Genomic DNA, 16,051 nt, shown 5'->3' with positions numbered 1-16,051 from the left:
GATGTACGGACACCCTCCGGTACAGGCCTGGTGGGTGTCACACCCGCATTCTTGTTGGCGTGACCGCTTCGTGTCACTCGCCTGTGGACAAGTGGATGCGAAATGTCAGGCTTCAGGCCCTTTTCGGTGCCCGCCGGACGTGCAATCAGGGTCAGGCGACGGGAAGGATCTCGCGGAGCAAGCCGCTGGTCACGTCGAAGACGAAGCCGCGGACGTCGTCGGTGTGCAGCAGGAACGGCGAGGTGCGGACGCGCTGCATGGACTGCCGCACGTCCTGATCCGCGTCCTTGTACGCCTCCACGGCCCAGACCGGGCGCTGGCCGACCTCCGCCTCCAGCTCCTGCCGGAACTCCTCGGTGATCGATTCGAGGCCGCAGTTGGTGTGGTGAATGAGTATGACGCTGCGGGTGCCGAGGGCTCGCTGGCTGATGGTGAGCGAGCGGATCACGTCGTCGGTGACCACGCCGCCCGCGTTGCGGATGGTGTGGCAGTCGCCGAGCGCGAGGCCGAGCGCGTCGTGCAGGTCGAGCCGGGCGTCCATGCAGGCGACCACGGCGACCTTCAGCACCGGCCGCGCGTCCATGCCGGGGTCGTCGAACTCGGCCGCGTAACGGATGTTCGCCTCGACCAGGCGGTCGGTGACGGTCCCGCCGGTGCGGGCCTGACCGGCAGCGGATGCGGAGAGCTCGGCGTGGGGGTGCGCGGAAGTCGACATGGATATGACGTTAGCTCGCACAGTTCGCTCCGGCGTGCTGTGAGAGCGGACAAAGAACGTCAACGAGGCTTGTTGTGAGGCAACCCACAAGCCTCACAACGAATAGCTCGACCGGGTGATAGGGAGGGCGGGGCGACGCGCTGCCCCGTTGATTGATCGGGAATCGATCGAATGGCAGGGTGGACTAAAGTAACCGGAGGATACCGACACCCTGCACATTCCGAAGATTTCCGCTGTGTGCGCGGCGTACGTACGGCCCGGCCCTCTCCCGCTCGCTGGTCGGCTGACGCCACTTCCCCGGCGCCGGTGGACCTCCCCTTCCGAGCGGGCGGGGACCAGGCCGTACGAGCCGCCACACGGGACCTGAGCCTGAGAGGGCGCATGAGCCAGACCCGACACGTCCCGGTGATGCTCCAGCGATGCCTGGACCTGTTGGCCCCGGCTCTGGAAGCGCCGGGCCCGCAGCAGCCCGTGGTCGTCGACTGCACCCTCGGCCTCGGTGGCCACAGCGAGGCGCTGCTCGCCGCTTTCCCGTCCGCCCGGCTGATCGCGCTGGACCGGGACAAGGAAGCGCTGCGGCTCTCCGGCGAGCGGCTCGCCCCGTACGGCGACCGGGCCACCCTGGTGCACGCCGTCTACGACGAACTGCCCGAGGTGCTCGCCCGGCTCGGCATCCCCAAGGTCCAGGGCATTTTGTTCGACCTCGGTGTCTCCTCCATGCAGCTGGACGAGGCCGACCGCGGATTCGCGTACGCCCAGGACGCCCCGCTCGACATGCGGATGGACCAGACGACCGGCATCGGCGCGGCCGAGGTGCTCAACACCTATCCGCCTGGCGAACTCGTCCGGATCCTGCGTGCTTACGGCGAAGAGAAGCAGGCCAAGCGGATCGTCTCCGCGATCGTGCGCGAGCGCGAGAAGGAGCCGTTCAGCAACAGCGCCCGGCTCGTCGAACTGATCCGGGACTCGCTGCCGCAGGCCGCCAAGCGCACCGGCGGCAACCCGGCCAAGCGCACCTTCCAGGCGCTGCGCATCGAGGTCAACGGCGAGCTCGCCGTCCTGGAGCGGGCGATCCCGGCCGCGGTGCAGTCCCTCGCCGTCGGCGGCAGGATCGCCGTTCTCTCGTACCATTCGCTGGAGGACCGCCTGGTCAAGCAGGTGTTCGCGGCGGGCGCCGCCAACACGGCGCCGCCCGGCCTGCCCGTCGTCCCCGAGCGTTACCAGCCCCGGCTCAAGCTGCTGACCCGCGGCGCGGAACTGCCCACGGAGGAGGAGGTCGCCGAGAACCGGCGAGCCGCCCCCGCCCGGTTGCGCGGCGCCCAGCGGATCCGCGAGGAGGAGCGGTGAGTGCGGCCGGTCCGGCCGGCACGGCACCGGGAGAGCCCGAGGTGGCGCGGTGAGCGGATCGGCCCGACAGCTGAAGGGGCGGGCCGCGCGCCTCGCCCGGCTGATGCCCTCCGGGCCCAGCAACGCGGCGCGTACGCCCTTCGTCCTGCTGGTCGTGCTGCTCCTCGGCGGCGGACTGATCACCCTGCTGCTGCTGAACTCCGCGCTCAACGAAGGTTCGTTCAGGCTGAGCGAACTGAAGAAGCGGACCACCGAGCTCACCGACGAGCAGCAGGCGCTCCAGCACGACGTCGACGGGTACTCGAAGCCCGACGCACTGGAGCGCCGCGCCCGCGAACTGGGCATGGTGCCCGGCGGCAGCCCCGCCTTCCTCGAACCCGGCGGCACGGTCCGCGGTGTCCCGTCCGAGGCCTCCGCCCTGCCGACCCCCGCAGCCCCCCGGCAGACCCGGCAGGCGGCACCCCCGCCGTCCGCCGCCGCCTCGTCCATGTCCACAACGCCGGTCACCGGCTCGCCTTCGGCCCCGCCCGTGACGAAGTCCAGCACCTCGGCAGCCCCGCCCGCGACGAAGCCCAGCACCTCCGCGCAGCCGCGCACCCCGGCAAACCAGTCCTCGACGAGCCCCGGCAGGTGACGCAGTGCCCTCGAAGGAACCACCGCGCCGCCGGGTCCCCGGCCCCGCGCGTCCCCGCAGCGCCGGAGCCGGCTCCGGCCGCCCCCGGCCCGCCGCCCGCCGCCCGTCGTCCGCCGCAGCCGCACCCCGCGCAAAGGGTCGCCGTACTCCGCGCAAGGGATCGGCGCGCCCGCTGCGGCTGGGCAGCCCGCGCCCCCGGCTCCGGCTGGTCAGCCTGGCGCTGACACTCGTCATGCTGGCGTTCGTCGTGCGGCTCCTGCAGGTGCAGGCCGTCGATGCCAGTGCGTACGCGGCCAAGGCCGACAAGAACCGCTACCTCGAGTACACGGTGGCCGCCGAGCGCGGTGAGATCACCGACCGCAGCGGGATCGCCCTGGCCACCAGCGTCGACGCGTACAACATCACCGCCGACCCCAAGATGTTCACACCCGAGGACAGCAAGGCCCCGGACGCACCGGAGCAGGCCGCGGCCCTCCTCGCGCCCATCCTCGGCGTCGAGGCAGAGGAGCTGGCGAAGAAGCTGTCGAAGCCGAAGAGCCGGTACGTGGTGCTGGCCCGCCGCCAGACCCCGCAGGTCTGGAAGCAGATCAAGGACCTCAAGTCCGTTTTCGCCGAGAAGGTGCAGAAGGACAGGGCGAACGGCGGCACCGGGGCCAATGTGCTGGCCGGTGTCTTCCAGGAGGCGACCACCAAGCGGGTCTACCCCAATGGCGCGCTGGCCGCCGGGATACTGGGTTACGTCAACGCCGAGGGCAAGGGTGCGGGCGGCCTCGAGTCACAGCTGGACAAGGAGCTCGCGGGCGAGGACGGCAAGATCAAGTACGCTCAGTCCGGCGGCCGCCGGGTGCCCACCGCGGGCACCAGCGAGGTCCCGGCGGTCGCGGGTTCCGACATCGAGCTGACCATCGACCGGGACATCCAGTGGGCCGCGCAGCAGGCCATCTCGGACCAGGTGAAGAAGTCCAGGGCGGACCGCGGCTATGTGATCGTGCAGAACGCGAAGACCAGCGAGGTCCTCGCCATGGCCAACGCCCCGGGATTCGACCCCAACGACCTCTCGCAGGCCGACGCGGCGTCGCTGGGCAACGCGGCGCTGCAGGACGTCTACGAACCGGGCTCCACCAGCAAGGTCATGTCCATGGCCGCCGTGCTGGAGGAGGGAGTGGCCACCCCCGGCACCCATGTCACCGTCCCCAACCGGCTGCACCGCGGCGACCGGCTCTTCAAGGACGACATCGACCACGCCACCTGGTACCTGACGCTCAACGGCGTACTCGCCAAGTCCAGCAACATCGGCACCATCCTGGCCACCGGGCAGCTCGGCAGGACCCAGCCGCAGGCCAACAAGGTCCTCTACTCGTATCTGCGCAAATTCGGCATCGGCCGCCCGACCGGGCTGAACTACCCGGGCGAGACCCCCGGCATCCTCGCCAAGCCGCAGGACTGGTCGACCTCCCAGCAGTACACGATCCCGTTCGGCCAGGGACTCTCACTCAACGCGATGCAGGCCGCCTCGGTCTACTCGACGATCGCCAACGGCGGCGTCCGGATCCAGCCCACCCTGATCCGCGGAACCAAGGGCGCGGACGGCCGCTTCACGCCCGCCGCCGCCCCCGAACAGACCCGGGTGATCAGCAAGAAGACCGCGAAAACACTCGCGGGCATGCTGGAGTCGGTGGTCGGTGACGAGGAGGGCACCGGCACCAAGGCCCGCATCCCCGGATACCGGGTCGCGGGCAAGACCGGCACGGCCAACCGGGTCGACCCGGTCCGAGGCGGCTACCACGGCTACACCGCGTCCTTCGCGGGCTTCGCGCCCGCCGACGACCCGCAGATCACCGTCTACTGCGCGATCCAGAACCCCACCAAGGGGAGCTACTTCGGCGGTCAGATCTGCGGTCCCATCTACAAGCAGGTCATGGAGTTCGCGCTGAAGACGCTCCAGACCCCACCGTCCGGCAGCGAGTCAGCCCGGCTGCCCGTGTCCTTCAATCCCGGCGAGTGAACTCGGGGAAACCAGCCAGTGACAACCATCACCCCCGAACCCGGGAACCGGAACGGGAACCACCGCAACCCTGCCCCCTCACTTAGCGAGACGCCGGGTGCGCCCGGTACGCTCACCGCCGTGCCCCACGCTGAACAGTCCCAAACCCCTCCGAAGGACGCCCCTGTGACCTACCCGGGAGCGCCCCGCCCGGATCGGCTGCGGCCGACCCCCCTCGGTGAACTGGCGGCCCGGCTGGGAGTCGAGCCGCCGGGATCCGGTGAGGTCACCGGCATCACCCACGACTCGCGGGCGGTACGGCCCGGCGATGTGTACGCGGCGCTGCCCGGCGCCCGGCTGCACGGCGCCGACTTCGCCGCCCAGGCGGCCGGCCTCGGCGCGGCAGCGGTTCTCACCGACCCGGCGGGCGCCGGGCGCGCCGCCGCGACCGGGCTGCCGGTGCTGGTGACCGAGAACCCGCGCGGCCGGATGGGCGAACTCGCCGCCGGTATCTACGGGCGGCCCGGCGCCGACCTCCTCCAGATCGGGATCACCGGTACGTCCGGGAAGACCACCACCGCGTACCTCGTCGAGGGCGGCTTCCGTGGCGCCGGACGCAGCACCGGCCTGATCGGCACCGTCGAGACGCGGATCGGTGACGAGCGCATCAAGTCGGAGCGCACCACCCCCGAAGCCACCGATCTCCAGGCCCTTTTCGCCGTCATGCGCGAGCGCGGCGTCGACGCGGTCACCATGGAGGTCTCCAGCCACGCCCTGGTACTCGGCCGCGTCGACGGCTGCGTCTTCGACGTCGCCGTCTTCAACAACCTCAGCCCGGAGCACATGGAGTTCCACTCCGGGATGGAGGACTACTTCCAGGCCAAGGCGAAGCTGTTCACCCCGGAGCGGAGCCGGCAGGGCGTCGTCAACTTCGACGACGAGTACGGCCGCAGGCTGGTCACGGAGGCAACCGTCCCGGTCGTCACCTTCTCCGCCGAGGGCCACCCGGACGCCGACTGGCGCGCCGAGGACGTCACGGTCGGACCGCTGGGTTCCGCGTTCACGGCCGTCGGTCCCAAGGAGGAACGGATCACGGCCAGGGCCCCGTTGCCCGGCCCGTTCAACGTCGCCAACACCCTCGCCGCGATCGTCACCCTCGCCGTCGCGGGCGTCGACCCCCAGACCGCGGCCGACGGCGTCGCCGCTGTCCCCGGCGTCCCGGGCCGGCTGGAGCGTGTGGACGCCGGCCAGCCGTACCTCGCGGTCGTCGACTACGCGCACAAGACCGACGCCGTCGAGTCGGTCCTGCGCTCGCTGCGCACGGTGACCAAGGGCAAGCTGCACGTCGTGCTCGGCTGCGGCGGCGACCGCGACACGACGAAACGCGGCCCGATGGGCGCCGCCGCGGCCCGCCTCGCCGACACCGCCGTACTGACCTCCGACAACCCCCGCTCCGAGGACCCCCTGGCCATCCTCGCCGCGATGCTCTCGGGCGCCGCCGAGGTGCCCGCACACGAGCGCGGTGACGTCCTGGTCGACGCCGACCGGGCCGCCGCCGTCGCCGCCGCGGTCGCCCGCGCCCGGCCCGGCGACACCGTGCTGATCGCCGGCAAGGGGCACGAACAGGGCCAGGACATCCACGGAGTGGTACGCCCCTTCGACGACCGTACGGTGCTGCGCGCGGCCATCGCACGGTCCCTGGGGCACAAGAGCGCCGAGAACGCCCCGGAGCTCGCCCACACCCACGAGAACAACAGTCAGGGATGACCAAGTGATCGCCCTTACCCTCGCCGAGATCGCCGAAATCGTCGGCGGGCAGTCGTACGACATACCGGATCCGGCAGTGACCGTCAGCGGGCCTGTCGTCATCGACTCCCGAGAGGTGCAGCAAGGCAGTCTGTTCGTCGCCTTCGCCGGCGAGCGGGTCGACGGCCACGACTACGCGCAGCGCGCCGTCGAGGCGGGCGCGGCAGCCGTGCTCGCCGCCCGCCCCGTCGGTGTTCCGGCGATCGTCGTCGACGACGTCATGGCCGCGCTCGGCACCCTCGCCCGGACCGTCGTCGAACGCCTCGGCACCGCTGTCGTCGCCCTCACCGGCTCCGCGGGCAAGACCTCCACCAAGGACCTGATCGCCCAGCTCCTGGAGCGCAAGGGCCCCACCGTCTTCCCCGCGGGCAACCTCAACAACGAGATCGGCCTGCCGCTCACCGCCCTGCGCGCCACCGAGAAGACCGAGCACCTGGTCCTCGAAATGGGTGCCCGCTACATCGGCGACATCCGCTACCTCACCGGCCTGGTTCCGCCGCGGATCGGCCTCGTCCTCAACGTCGGCACCGCGCACATCGGTGAGTTCGGCGGCCGCGAGCAGATCGCGATCGCCAAGGGCGAGATGGTCGAGGCGCTCCCGGAGGACGGAGTCGCCGTCCTCAACGCCGACGACCCGCTCGTCCTCGCCATGTCCTCCCGTACGAAGGCCCGTGTTCTGCTCTTCGGTGAAGCCGCGGATGCGGACGTACGGGGAGAGAAGGTCCGTCTCACCGACGACGGCCGCCCCGCTTTCACGCTCCACACACCCACCGGGTGCAGCGATGTGACCATGCGCCTGTACGGTGAGCATCACGTGTCGAACGCGCTCGCCGCGGCCGCCGTCGCCCATGAGTTGGGCCTGCCCGTAGACGAGATCGCCCTTGCGCTCTCCGAGGCGGGCACCCTCTCCCGCTGGCGTATGGAGGTCACCGAGCGTCCGGACGGCGTGACGTTCGTCAATGACGCCTACAACGCGAACCCCGAATCCATGCGAGCAGCGCTGCGCGCGCTGGCCGCCATGGGGAAGGGGCGGCGTACGTGGGCGGTGCTCGGCCCCATGGCCGAGCTCGGCGACGCCTCGCTCGCCGAGCACGACGCGGTCGGACGGCTCGCCGTCCGGCTCAACGTCAGCAAGCTCGTCGCGGTCGGGGGCAGAGAAGCCTCCTGGCTGCAACTGGGCGCATACAACGAGGGTTCGTGGGGTGAGGAGTCGGTGCACGTGTCCGACGCACAGGCGGCCGTCGACCTGTTGCGCAGTGAACTGCGCGCGGGAGACGTCGTGCTGGTGAAGGCGTCCCGGTCGGCCGGCCTGGAACGGGTCGCCCAGGCACTGCTGGAGAACTCGACCGAGGGCGAGGTCACCGGCCGATGAGGCAGATCCTCTTCGCGGGGGCCATCGGGCTCTTCCTGACCCTGGTCGGTACCCCGCTGCTCATCAAGCTCCTGGCCCGCAAGGGATACGGGCAGTTCATCCGTGACGACGGCCCGCGCACTCACGGCAGCAAGAAGGGCACGCCCACCATGGGCGGCATCGCCTTCATCCTGGCCACGCTGATGGCGTACTTCCTGGCGAAGGTGATCACCGGCGAGGAGATGCGCTTCTCCGGTCTGCTGGTCCTCTTCCTGATGACCGGGATGGGCCTCGTCGGGTTCCTCGACGACTACATCAAGATCGTCAAGCAGCGTTCGCTCGGTCTGCGGGCCAAGGCGAAGATGGCCGGCCAGCTGATAGTCGGTATCGCCTTCGCGGTGCTGTCGCTCCAGTTCGCCGACGGCCGTGGCAACACCCCGGCCTCCACCAAGCTGTCGTTCGTCACGGACTTCGGCTGGTCGATCGGTCCGGTGCTGTTCGTCGTCTGGGCGCTGTTCATGATTCTCGCCATGTCGAACGGTGTGAACCTGACGGACGGTCTGGACGGCCTGGCCACCGGCGCGTCGGTGATGGTCTTCGGCGCGTACACGTTCATCGGGCTGTGGCAGTTCCAGGAGTCCTGCGCCAACGCGGTCTCCCTGACCAACCCCAATGCCTGCTTCGAGGTACGCGACCCGCTCGACCTCGCGGTCGTCGCCTCCGCACTGATGGGCTCCTGCTTCGGCTTCCTGTGGTGGAACACCTCGCCCGCCAAGATCTTCATGGGCGACACCGGTTCGCTGGCACTCGGCGGTGCGCTCGCCGGTCTCGCGATCTGTTCCCGCACCGAGTTCCTGATGGCCATCCTCGGCGGCCTCTTCGTGATGATCACCATGTCCGTGGTCATCCAGGTCGGCTCCTTCAAGATGACCGGCAAGCGGGTCTTCCGGATGGCGCCGCTCCAGCATCACTTCGAACTCAAGGGCTGGTCCGAAGTCCTTGTCGTGGTCCGCTTCTGGATCATCCAGGGTATGTGCGTGATCGTCGGACTCGGTCTCTTCTACGCAGGGTGGGCAGCCGCCAAGTGAGCAACCAGGACTGGCAGGGCAAGCACGTCACCGTCGCCGGACTCGGTGTCAGCGGGATCCCCGCTGCCCGTGTTCTGCACGGCCTCGGCGCCGTTGTCACGGTGGTCAACGACGGGGACGACGAGCGTTCCCGTGCGCAGGCCGCAGAGCTGGAGGCGCAAGGGATCACCGTGCGCCTCGGCGACGGGGCGACCCTGCCCGAGTCCACCGAGCTCATCGTCACCACCCCCGGCTGGAAGCCGGACAAGCCGCTCTTCGCAGCAGCCGCCGAGGCGGGCGTCCCGGTCTGGGGCGACGTCGAGCTCGCCTGGCGGCTGCGCGGTCCCGATGCGGCGCCCTGGCTCGCGGTCACCGGCACCAACGGCAAGACCACGACCGTCCGGATGCTCGCCTCGATCCTGGAGGCGGCCGGGCTGCGCACCGCCGCCGTCGGCAACATCGGCGTCTCCCTCCTCGACGCCGTCCTCGGCGAGGAGACCTACGACGTACTCGCCGTCGAGCTCTCCAGCTACCAGTTGCACTGGGCGCCCTCGCTGCGCGCCCACTCCGCGGCCGTTCTCAACCTGGCCCCGGACCACCTCGACTGGCACGGCTCCATGGAGGCGTACGTCGCGGACAAGGGCCGGATCTACGAGGGCAACCGGATCGCCTGCGTCTACAACGCGGCCGACCCGGCCACCGAGGACCTGGTCCGCGGGGCGGACGTCGAGGAGGGCTGCCGCGCCATCGGCTTCACCCTCGGCACCCCGGGCCCGTCCCAGCTGGGCGTCGTCGACGGCATCCTCGTCGACCGCGCCTTCGTGGCCAACCGGCAGAAGCAGGCCCAGGAGCTCGCCGAGGTCGCGGACATCAACCCGGCCGCCCCGCACAACATCGCCAACGCCCTGGCGGCCGCGGCACTGGCCCGCGCCTTCGGCGTCGAACCCAGGGCGGTACGGGACGGCCTGCGGGCCTTCCGTCCCGACGCGCACCGCATCGAACACGTCGCGGACGTCGCATCGGTGGCGTACATCGACGACTCCAAGGCCACCAACACCCATGCCGCGGAGGCCTCCCTCGCGGCCTATGACCCGATCGTCTGGATCGCCGGCGGGCTCGCCAAGGGCGCCACGTTCGACGAGCTGGTGACCGGCGCCGCCAAGCGGCTGCGGGGCGTCGTACTGATCGGCCGCGACCGGGCGCTGATCCGCGAAGCCCTCGCGCGACACGCCCCCGAGGTCCCGGTCGTCGACCTCGACCGGACCGACACTGGGGCGATGTCCGAGGCGGTCCGCGAGGCGGCACGGCTCGCCCGGCCGGGAGACACCGTACTGATGGCCCCGGCCTGCGCTTCGATGGACATGTTCGCCAATTACAACAAGCGGGGCGAGGCATTCGCGGACGCGGTCCGCGCACTCGCCGACGAGAGCGCCTGACGGGCCCGGCCGCCGCGCCGTACTGTCCCGGGCAACCGGGTTCGGGCGGCTCCGCCGCACGCCCTGGCCCTCGGCAGCAGCCCCGGGCACGAGCAGTGGAGGGGACAGCGACAATGCCGGCCGACGAGAGCTCCGCCGCGCACGGCAAGGGCCGCCCACGGGGGGCCGCGGGGACCAGCCGGGTGCTCGCCCCACCGGCGCCCGGCGGGCTCGCCAGGCGCGGCAGGCCGGCGGGCACCCGGCAGCCCGTCGTACCGCGCTCCAGGGGCCGCAGCGGCTCCGGCGCCCGCGTCCCCCGCCGCGGCGGTGTGCGGCGGCTGTACGAGCAGGTACGCCGTGCCTGGGACCGCCCGCTGACCGCGTACTACCTGATCCTCGGCGCCGGGCTGCTGATCACCGTGCTCGGGCTGGTGATGGTCTACTCCGCCTCGATAATCAAGGCGCTCGAGCTGTCGAAGCCCGGCACGTACTTCTTCCGCAAGCAGTTCCTCGCCGCCCTCATCGGCTCCGGACTGCTGATCGCGGCTTCCCGGATGCCCGTCAAGCTCCACCGGGCGCTCGCCTACCCGCTGCTCATGGGTACGGTCTTCCTGATGGTGCTGGTCCAGGTGCCGGGGATAGGGATGTCGGTCAACGGTAACCAGAACTGGCTCTACCTGGGCGGCCCCTTCCAGCTCCAGCCCAGTGAGTTCGGCAAGCTCGCCCTGATCCTCTGGGGCGCCGACCTGCTCGCCCGCAAACAGGACAAGCGGCTGCTGACGCAGTGGAAACACATGCTGGTGCCGCTCGTCCCGGTCGCCTTCATGCTCCTCGGGCTGATCATGCTCGGCGGCGACATGGGAACTGCGATCATTCTCACCGCAATCCTGTTCGGCCTGCTCTGGCTGGCGGGGGCGCCCACCCGGCTGTTCGGCGGGGTGCTCGCCGTCGCGGGCGCGCTGGCCTTCCTGCTGATCAAGACCAGTCCGAACCGGATGTCCCGGCTCAGTTGCATGGGCGTGAGCGAACCCGGACCCGACGGCTCGTGCTGGCAGGCCGTGCATGGCATCTATGCTCTGGCATCCGGTGGATGGTTCGGATCCGGGCTGGGTGCAAGTGTGGAAAAATGGGGCCAACTGCCTGAACCGCACACCGACTTCATCTTCGCCATCACCGGGGAGGAACTGGGGTTGGCGGGGACGCTGTCGGTGCTCGCCCTCTTCGCGGCTCTAGGCTATGCGGGTATCCGCGTGGCCGGACGCACGGAGGACCCCTTCGTGAGGTACGCCGCGGGAGGTGTGACCACCTGGATCACGGTTCAGGCCGTGATCAACATCGGTGCGGTGCTCGGCCTGCTGCCGATCGCCGGGGTCCCGCTCCCGCTGTTCTCCTACGGGGGATCGGCCCTGCTGCCGACCATGTTCGCGGTGGGGCTCCTGATCGCGTTCGCGCGTGAGGAGCCCGCTGCGAAGGCGGCCCTGGCCATGCGGAGGCCTGGGGTGAGATGGAAGACGATGAGACGGCGCGGCAAGAAGCGTCCGTCCGGAGAGCGGTGAATTTCGGTGCATGTCGTACTCGCCGGTGGGGGGACCGCCGGCCACATCGAGCCCGCGCTTGCCCTCGCGGATGCCCTGCGCAGGCAGGACCCGAGCGTGGGAATCACTGCCCTCGGCACGGAGCGCGGACTCGAGACCAGGCTCGTACCCGAGCGGGGGTACGAACTGGCGCTGATCCCGGCCGTGCCGCTGCCCCGCAAACCCACCCCCGAACTGATCACCGTCCCGGGACGGCTGCGCGGCACCATCAAGGCCGCCGAGCAGGTCCTGGAACGCACCAAGGCGGACTGCGTGGTCGGCTTCGGCGGCTATGTCGCCCTGCCCGGCTACCTCGCCGCCAAGCGGGCCGGGGTGCCGATCGTGGTCCACGAGGCCAACGCGCGGCCGGGGCTGGCCAACAAGATCGGTTCGCGGTACGCGCACGGGGTCGCCGTCTCCACCCCTGACAGCAAGCTGCGCGGTGCCCGCTACATCGGCATCCCGCTGCGCCGCACCATTGCCACCCTGGACCGGGCCCGGGTCCGCCCGGAGGCGCGCGCCTCCTTCGCTCTCGACCCCAACCTGCCCACGCTGCTGGTCTCCGGCGGCTCGCAGGGCGCCCGCCATCTCAACGAGGTGGTCCAGCGGGTCGCCCCGCTGCTGCAGCGTTCCGGGATCCAGATCCTGCATGTGGTCGGTCCGAAGAACGAATTGCCGCGCATCGACAACATGCCCGGGATGCCGCCCTACATCCCGGTACCGTACGTGGACCGGATGGATCTCGCGTACGCCGCTGCCGACATGATGCTCTGCCGCGCGGGCGCGATGACCGTCGCCGAACTCTCCGCCGTCGGGCTCCCCGCCGCCTACGTCCCGCTGCCCATCGGCAACGGCGAACAGCGGCTCAACGCCCAGCCGGTGGTCAACGCCGGCGGCGGTCTGCTGGTGGACGACGCGGCGCTCACCCCCGAGTGGGTGCAGGGCAACGTCCTGCCGGTGCTTGCGGATCCGCACCGGTTGTTCGAGATGTCCCGCGCCGCCGCCGAGTTCGGCCGCCGGGACGCCGACGATCTGCTCGTCGGCATGGTGTACGAGGCGATTGCCGCACGCCGCAACGCGTGAGGCGGGCGGGTCCGGGGGCGGTGCCCCTGGGCTCGGCATAAGGAGCGAGCGTGGCCGGACCGACGACCGCCCAGCGCGGTGCAGGGCAGCGGACGGGCAACCCGGCCCGCCCGCCGCGCCCCACCGGGCGCAGACGGCCCAGCCGCAGACTGCTGCTCGTGATCGCCGTCGCCGTCCTGCTGCTCGCCTCGGGCGTCGTCTGGGCGCTCTACGGATCGTCCTGGTTCCGGGCGGAACAGGTCAGGACCACCGGTGTCGACGTGCTGACTCCCGCGGAAGTGGAGTCCGCCGCGGCGGTGCCGATCGGCGCCCCGCTGATCTCGGTGGACACGGACGCCATGGCCGCCCGGTTGCGCCAGAAGTTGCCTCGTATCGACTCGGTGGATGTCGTACGGTCATGGCCGCACGAAATCGGACTTAAAGTGACCGAACGGCAGCCGGTCCTGTTGGTGAAAAAGGGCGCAAAGTTCATTGAAGTGGACGCAAAAGGTGTCCGCTTCGCCACGGTGGACAAAGCGCCCGGGCGCGTACCGCTGCTGGAATTGACGCCCGATCAGTCAGCCAGCCTGCGCCGCTTCGGCAGTGGCCGGCTGGTGCGGGAAGCGGTCCGGGTCGCGGGCGGACTTCCCCGCGCAGTCGCCAAGGACACCCAGGTCGTACGGGTCACCTCGTACGACTCGATCTCCCTGCAACTGACCGGCGGCCGTACGGTGGTCTGGGGCAGCAGCGAGGAGGGGGCGGTGAAGGCAAGAGTTCTCACCGCTCTCATGAAAGCGGCTCCCAAAGCGGGACACTTCGACGTGAGTGCACCCACCGCTCCCGCAGTCTCGGGTGGTTGACGCACATTTGGCCTGGCCAGCACCCTGGTTGGTCAGCGCTACGGGTGATCACATAGGGTGAAAAGAAAAACGGGAGGTTCGGCGTGTTCGTTGAACGCGCGCCACTTGTCGACTTAGTGTCCTGTTCGGAAGAGTCCAAGAAGCAGACACACTGGTAACCCTAAACTTCAACGTTAGGGTTTGGGTCGGCGTCGGACCGTCCCAATCGGCATCCGTCGTCGCGGCGGGACTACCGCGAAGCGACGACACGTAAATCGAGGCGAGAGGCCTTCGACGTGGCAGCACCGCAGAACTACCTCGCAGTCATCAAGGTCATCGGTGTCGGCGGCGGTGGTGTCAATGCCATCAACCGAATGATCGAGGTCGGTCTCAAGGGCGTCGAGTTCATCGCGATCAACACTGATGCGCAAGCACTGTTGATGAGCGACGCCGACGTCAAGCTCGACGTCGGCCGTGAACTCACCCGTGGCCTCGGCGCCGGGGCGAACCCGGCCGTCGGTCGCAAGGCGGCAGAGGACCACCGTGAGGAGATCGAGGAGGTCCTCAAGGGGGCCGACATGGTCTTCGTCACCGCCGGAGAAGGCGGCGGCACCGGCACCGGCGGCGCACCCGTCGTCGCCAACATCGCGCGCTCGCTCGGCGCCCTGACGATCGGCGTGGTCACCCGCCCGTTCACCTTCGAGGGCCGGCGTCGCGCGAACCAGGCGGAGGACGGCATCGCCGAGCTCCGCGAAGAGGTCGACACCCTCATCGTCATTCCCAACGACCGACTGCTGTCCATCTCGGACCGCCAGGTCAGCGTGCTCGACGCGTTCAAGTCGGCAGACCAGGTACTGCTCTCGGGTGTCCAGGGCATCACCGACCTCATCACCACCCCGGGTCTGATCAACCTCGACTTCGCCGACGTCAAGTCGGTCATGTCCGAGGCCGGATCCGCGCTCATGGGCATCGGCTCGGCCCGCGGCGACGACCGCGCGGTGGCCGCCGCGGAGATGGCGATCTCCTCGCCGCTTCTGGAAGCGTCCATCGACGGCGCCCGCGGTGTCCTGCTCTCCATCTCCGGCGGCAGCGACCTCGGCCTCTTCGAGATCAACGAGGCGGCCCAGCTGGTGAGCGAGGCGGCACACCCCGAGGCGAACATCATCTTCGGTGCGGTCATCGACGACGCCCTGGGAGACGAGGTCCGGGTCACCGTGATCGCAGCGGGCTTCGACGGCGGGCAGCCGCCCGCCCGTCGCGAGAACGTCCTGGGTGCGGGTGCCGGGAAGCGAGAGGAGCCGGCGCCGCCGGTGCGGGCCGCCGAGCCGGTGCGCCAGACGGGTGGGCTCGGTTCCGTCACGCCGCGCGAGGAGCTCCAGGCCCCGGCCGAATCCGTACCGGTGGCGAAGGAGACCCCGATGTCGCCGGTCTCGACGCCGCACGTCCCGCCGGCCCGCCCCTACCAGGACTCCCAGGCCGAAGAGCTGGATGTCCCGGACTTCTTGAAGTGATAACTCAGCACCACGCAGTGACCCCGGAGTCATCGGGGTATCGCGCTCACTTCGCCTTCACCGACAGGTGGGGCGGGGTGAGCGCCGCTCCGTACGGGGAACTCAACCTCGGCGGCGCGGTCGGCGACGAACCCGCAGCCGTTCTCGCCAACCGGGAGGCGGCCGCCCGGGGTCTCGGTCTCGATCCGGCACAGGTCGTCTGGATGAACCAGGTGCACGGGCGGGACGTGGCCATCGTCGACGGACCCTGGGGAGAGAGCGCGCAGGTCCCCGCGGTGGACGCGGTGGTGACCGCGCGACGCGGACTCCCACTCGCCGTTCTCACGGCAGACTGCACCCCCGTACTTCTCGCGGACCCGGTCGCCGGAATCGCGGCGGCGGCACACGCGGGCCGCCCCGGCCTGGTCGCCGGAGTCGTCCCCGCCGTCGTCGAGGCCATGGTCGGGCTCGGCGCGGACACCTCCCGGATCACCGCGCACACCGGACCGGCCGTCTGCGGACGGTGTTACGAAGTTCCGGCGGAGATGCGGTCCGATGTCGCCGAAGCCGTTCCCGCATCGTGGTCCGAGACGAGCTGGGGGACACCGGCCGTGGACGTCACCGCGGGAGTCCACGCCCAACTCGTGGCCCTGGGGGTGCGAGACCGGCACACCTCGCCGGTCTGCACCCTCGAATCGGGCGACCACTTCTCGTACCGCCGCGACCGCACCACCGGGCGGCTCGCCGGATATGTCTGGTTGGACTGA

Annotated in this window: 13 protein-coding genes; 12 read left to right on the top strand and 1 reads right to left on the bottom strand. The window is 70.2% G+C overall.

Features of this window, described 5'->3' with window-relative positions; genetic code table 11:
* Positions 1–151: 151 nt before the first annotated feature.
* Positions 152–715: a carbonic anhydrase gene (locus AB0N06_RS14480; protein WP_366135015.1), complete on the bottom strand. Its 564-nt coding sequence runs from the start codon at positions 713–715 to the stop codon at positions 152–154.
* A 381-nt stretch (positions 716–1,096) separates the two neighbouring features.
* Here AB0N06_RS14480 and rsmH point away from each other — a divergent pair, with 381 nt between their 5' ends.
* The 12 genes from rsmH to pgeF all read left to right on the top strand — a co-directional run bounded on the left by rsmH (position 1,097) and on the right by pgeF (position 16,051).
* Positions 1,097–2,062, top strand: a complete 966-nt coding sequence (gene rsmH / locus AB0N06_RS14475; RefSeq protein WP_358858034.1) for a 16S rRNA (cytosine(1402)-N(4))-methyltransferase RsmH — start codon at positions 1,097–1,099, stop codon at positions 2,060–2,062.
* A 49-nt stretch (positions 2,063–2,111) separates the two neighbouring features.
* The gene (locus AB0N06_RS14470) at positions 2,112–2,696 is read left to right on the top strand and encodes a septum formation initiator (RefSeq protein ID WP_366135014.1); all 585 of its coding nucleotides are present in this window, start codon (positions 2,112–2,114) and stop codon (positions 2,694–2,696) included.
* Between the two features lie 4 nt (positions 2,697–2,700).
* On the top strand, positions 2,701–4,701 hold the full coding sequence (locus AB0N06_RS14465) for a penicillin-binding protein 2 (protein ID WP_366135013.1): 2,001 nt from the start codon (positions 2,701–2,703) through the stop codon (positions 4,699–4,701).
* A gap of 165 nt (positions 4,702–4,866) precedes the next feature.
* Entirely contained in the window at positions 4,867–6,447 is a 1,581-nt protein-coding gene (locus AB0N06_RS14460) for a UDP-N-acetylmuramoyl-L-alanyl-D-glutamate--2,6-diaminopimelate ligase (protein WP_366135012.1), read from the top strand.
* Positions 6,448–6,451: 4 nt separating this feature from the next.
* On the top strand, positions 6,452–7,858 hold the full coding sequence (gene murF / locus AB0N06_RS14455; protein WP_366135011.1) for a UDP-N-acetylmuramoyl-tripeptide--D-alanyl-D-alanine ligase: 1,407 nt from the start codon (positions 6,452–6,454) through the stop codon (positions 7,856–7,858).
* Positions 7,855–8,925 carry a phospho-N-acetylmuramoyl-pentapeptide-transferase gene (gene mraY / locus AB0N06_RS14450; protein ID WP_366135010.1) on the top strand — a complete coding sequence of 357 codons (1,071 nt, stop codon included), beginning with the start codon at positions 7,855–7,857 and terminating at the stop codon, positions 8,923–8,925. Before murF ends, mraY begins: the two co-directional genes overlap by 4 nt.
* Entirely contained in the window at positions 8,922–10,340 is a 1,419-nt protein-coding gene (gene murD, locus AB0N06_RS14445; RefSeq protein ID WP_366135009.1) for a UDP-N-acetylmuramoyl-L-alanine--D-glutamate ligase, read from the top strand. The genes mraY and murD overlap by 4 nt, the downstream gene beginning before the upstream one ends.
* 113 nt (positions 10,341–10,453) lie before the next feature.
* Entirely contained in the window at positions 10,454–11,875 is a 1,422-nt protein-coding gene (gene ftsW, locus AB0N06_RS14440; protein WP_366135008.1) for a putative lipid II flippase FtsW, read from the top strand.
* A gap of 6 nt (positions 11,876–11,881) precedes the next feature.
* Positions 11,882–12,976 (top strand): undecaprenyldiphospho-muramoylpentapeptide beta-N-acetylglucosaminyltransferase, encoded by a 1,095-nt coding sequence (gene murG, locus AB0N06_RS14435; protein WP_366135007.1) that lies wholly within the window; start codon positions 11,882–11,884, stop codon positions 12,974–12,976.
* Between the two features lie 50 nt (positions 12,977–13,026).
* Positions 13,027–13,815: an FtsQ-type POTRA domain-containing protein gene (locus AB0N06_RS14430; RefSeq protein ID WP_366135006.1), complete on the top strand. Its 789-nt coding sequence runs from the start codon at positions 13,027–13,029 to the stop codon at positions 13,813–13,815.
* 275 nt (positions 13,816–14,090) lie between these two features.
* A complete protein-coding gene (gene ftsZ, locus AB0N06_RS14425; RefSeq protein WP_366135005.1) occupies positions 14,091–15,305 on the top strand; it encodes a cell division protein FtsZ in 1,215 nt (404 codons plus the stop codon).
* The gene (pgeF, locus tag AB0N06_RS14420) at positions 15,302–16,051 is read left to right on the top strand and encodes a peptidoglycan editing factor PgeF (protein ID WP_366135004.1); all 750 of its coding nucleotides are present in this window, start codon (positions 15,302–15,304) and stop codon (positions 16,049–16,051) included. Before ftsZ ends, pgeF begins: the two co-directional genes overlap by 4 nt.

The organism is Streptomyces sp. NPDC051020 (genome assembly GCF_040683105.1).
GTDB lineage: Bacteria > Actinomycetota > Actinomycetes > Streptomycetales > Streptomycetaceae > Streptomyces.
This window is presented reverse-complemented; position numbering and strand designations above follow the sequence as displayed.

Coding starts and splice junctions, on each gene's coding strand:
- rsmH (WP_358858034.1), top strand. CDS start 1,097: ATGAGCCAGACCCGACACGTCCCGGTGATGCTCCAGCGATGCCTGGAC.
- mraY (WP_366135010.1), top strand. CDS start 7,855: ATGAGGCAGATCCTCTTCGCGGGGGCCATCGGGCTCTTCCTGACCCTG.
- ftsW (WP_366135008.1), top strand. CDS start 10,454: ATGCCGGCCGACGAGAGCTCCGCCGCGCACGGCAAGGGCCGCCCACGG.
- AB0N06_RS14480 (WP_366135015.1), bottom strand. CDS start 715: ATGTCGACTTCCGCGCACCCCCACGCCGAGCTCTCCGCATCCGCTGCC.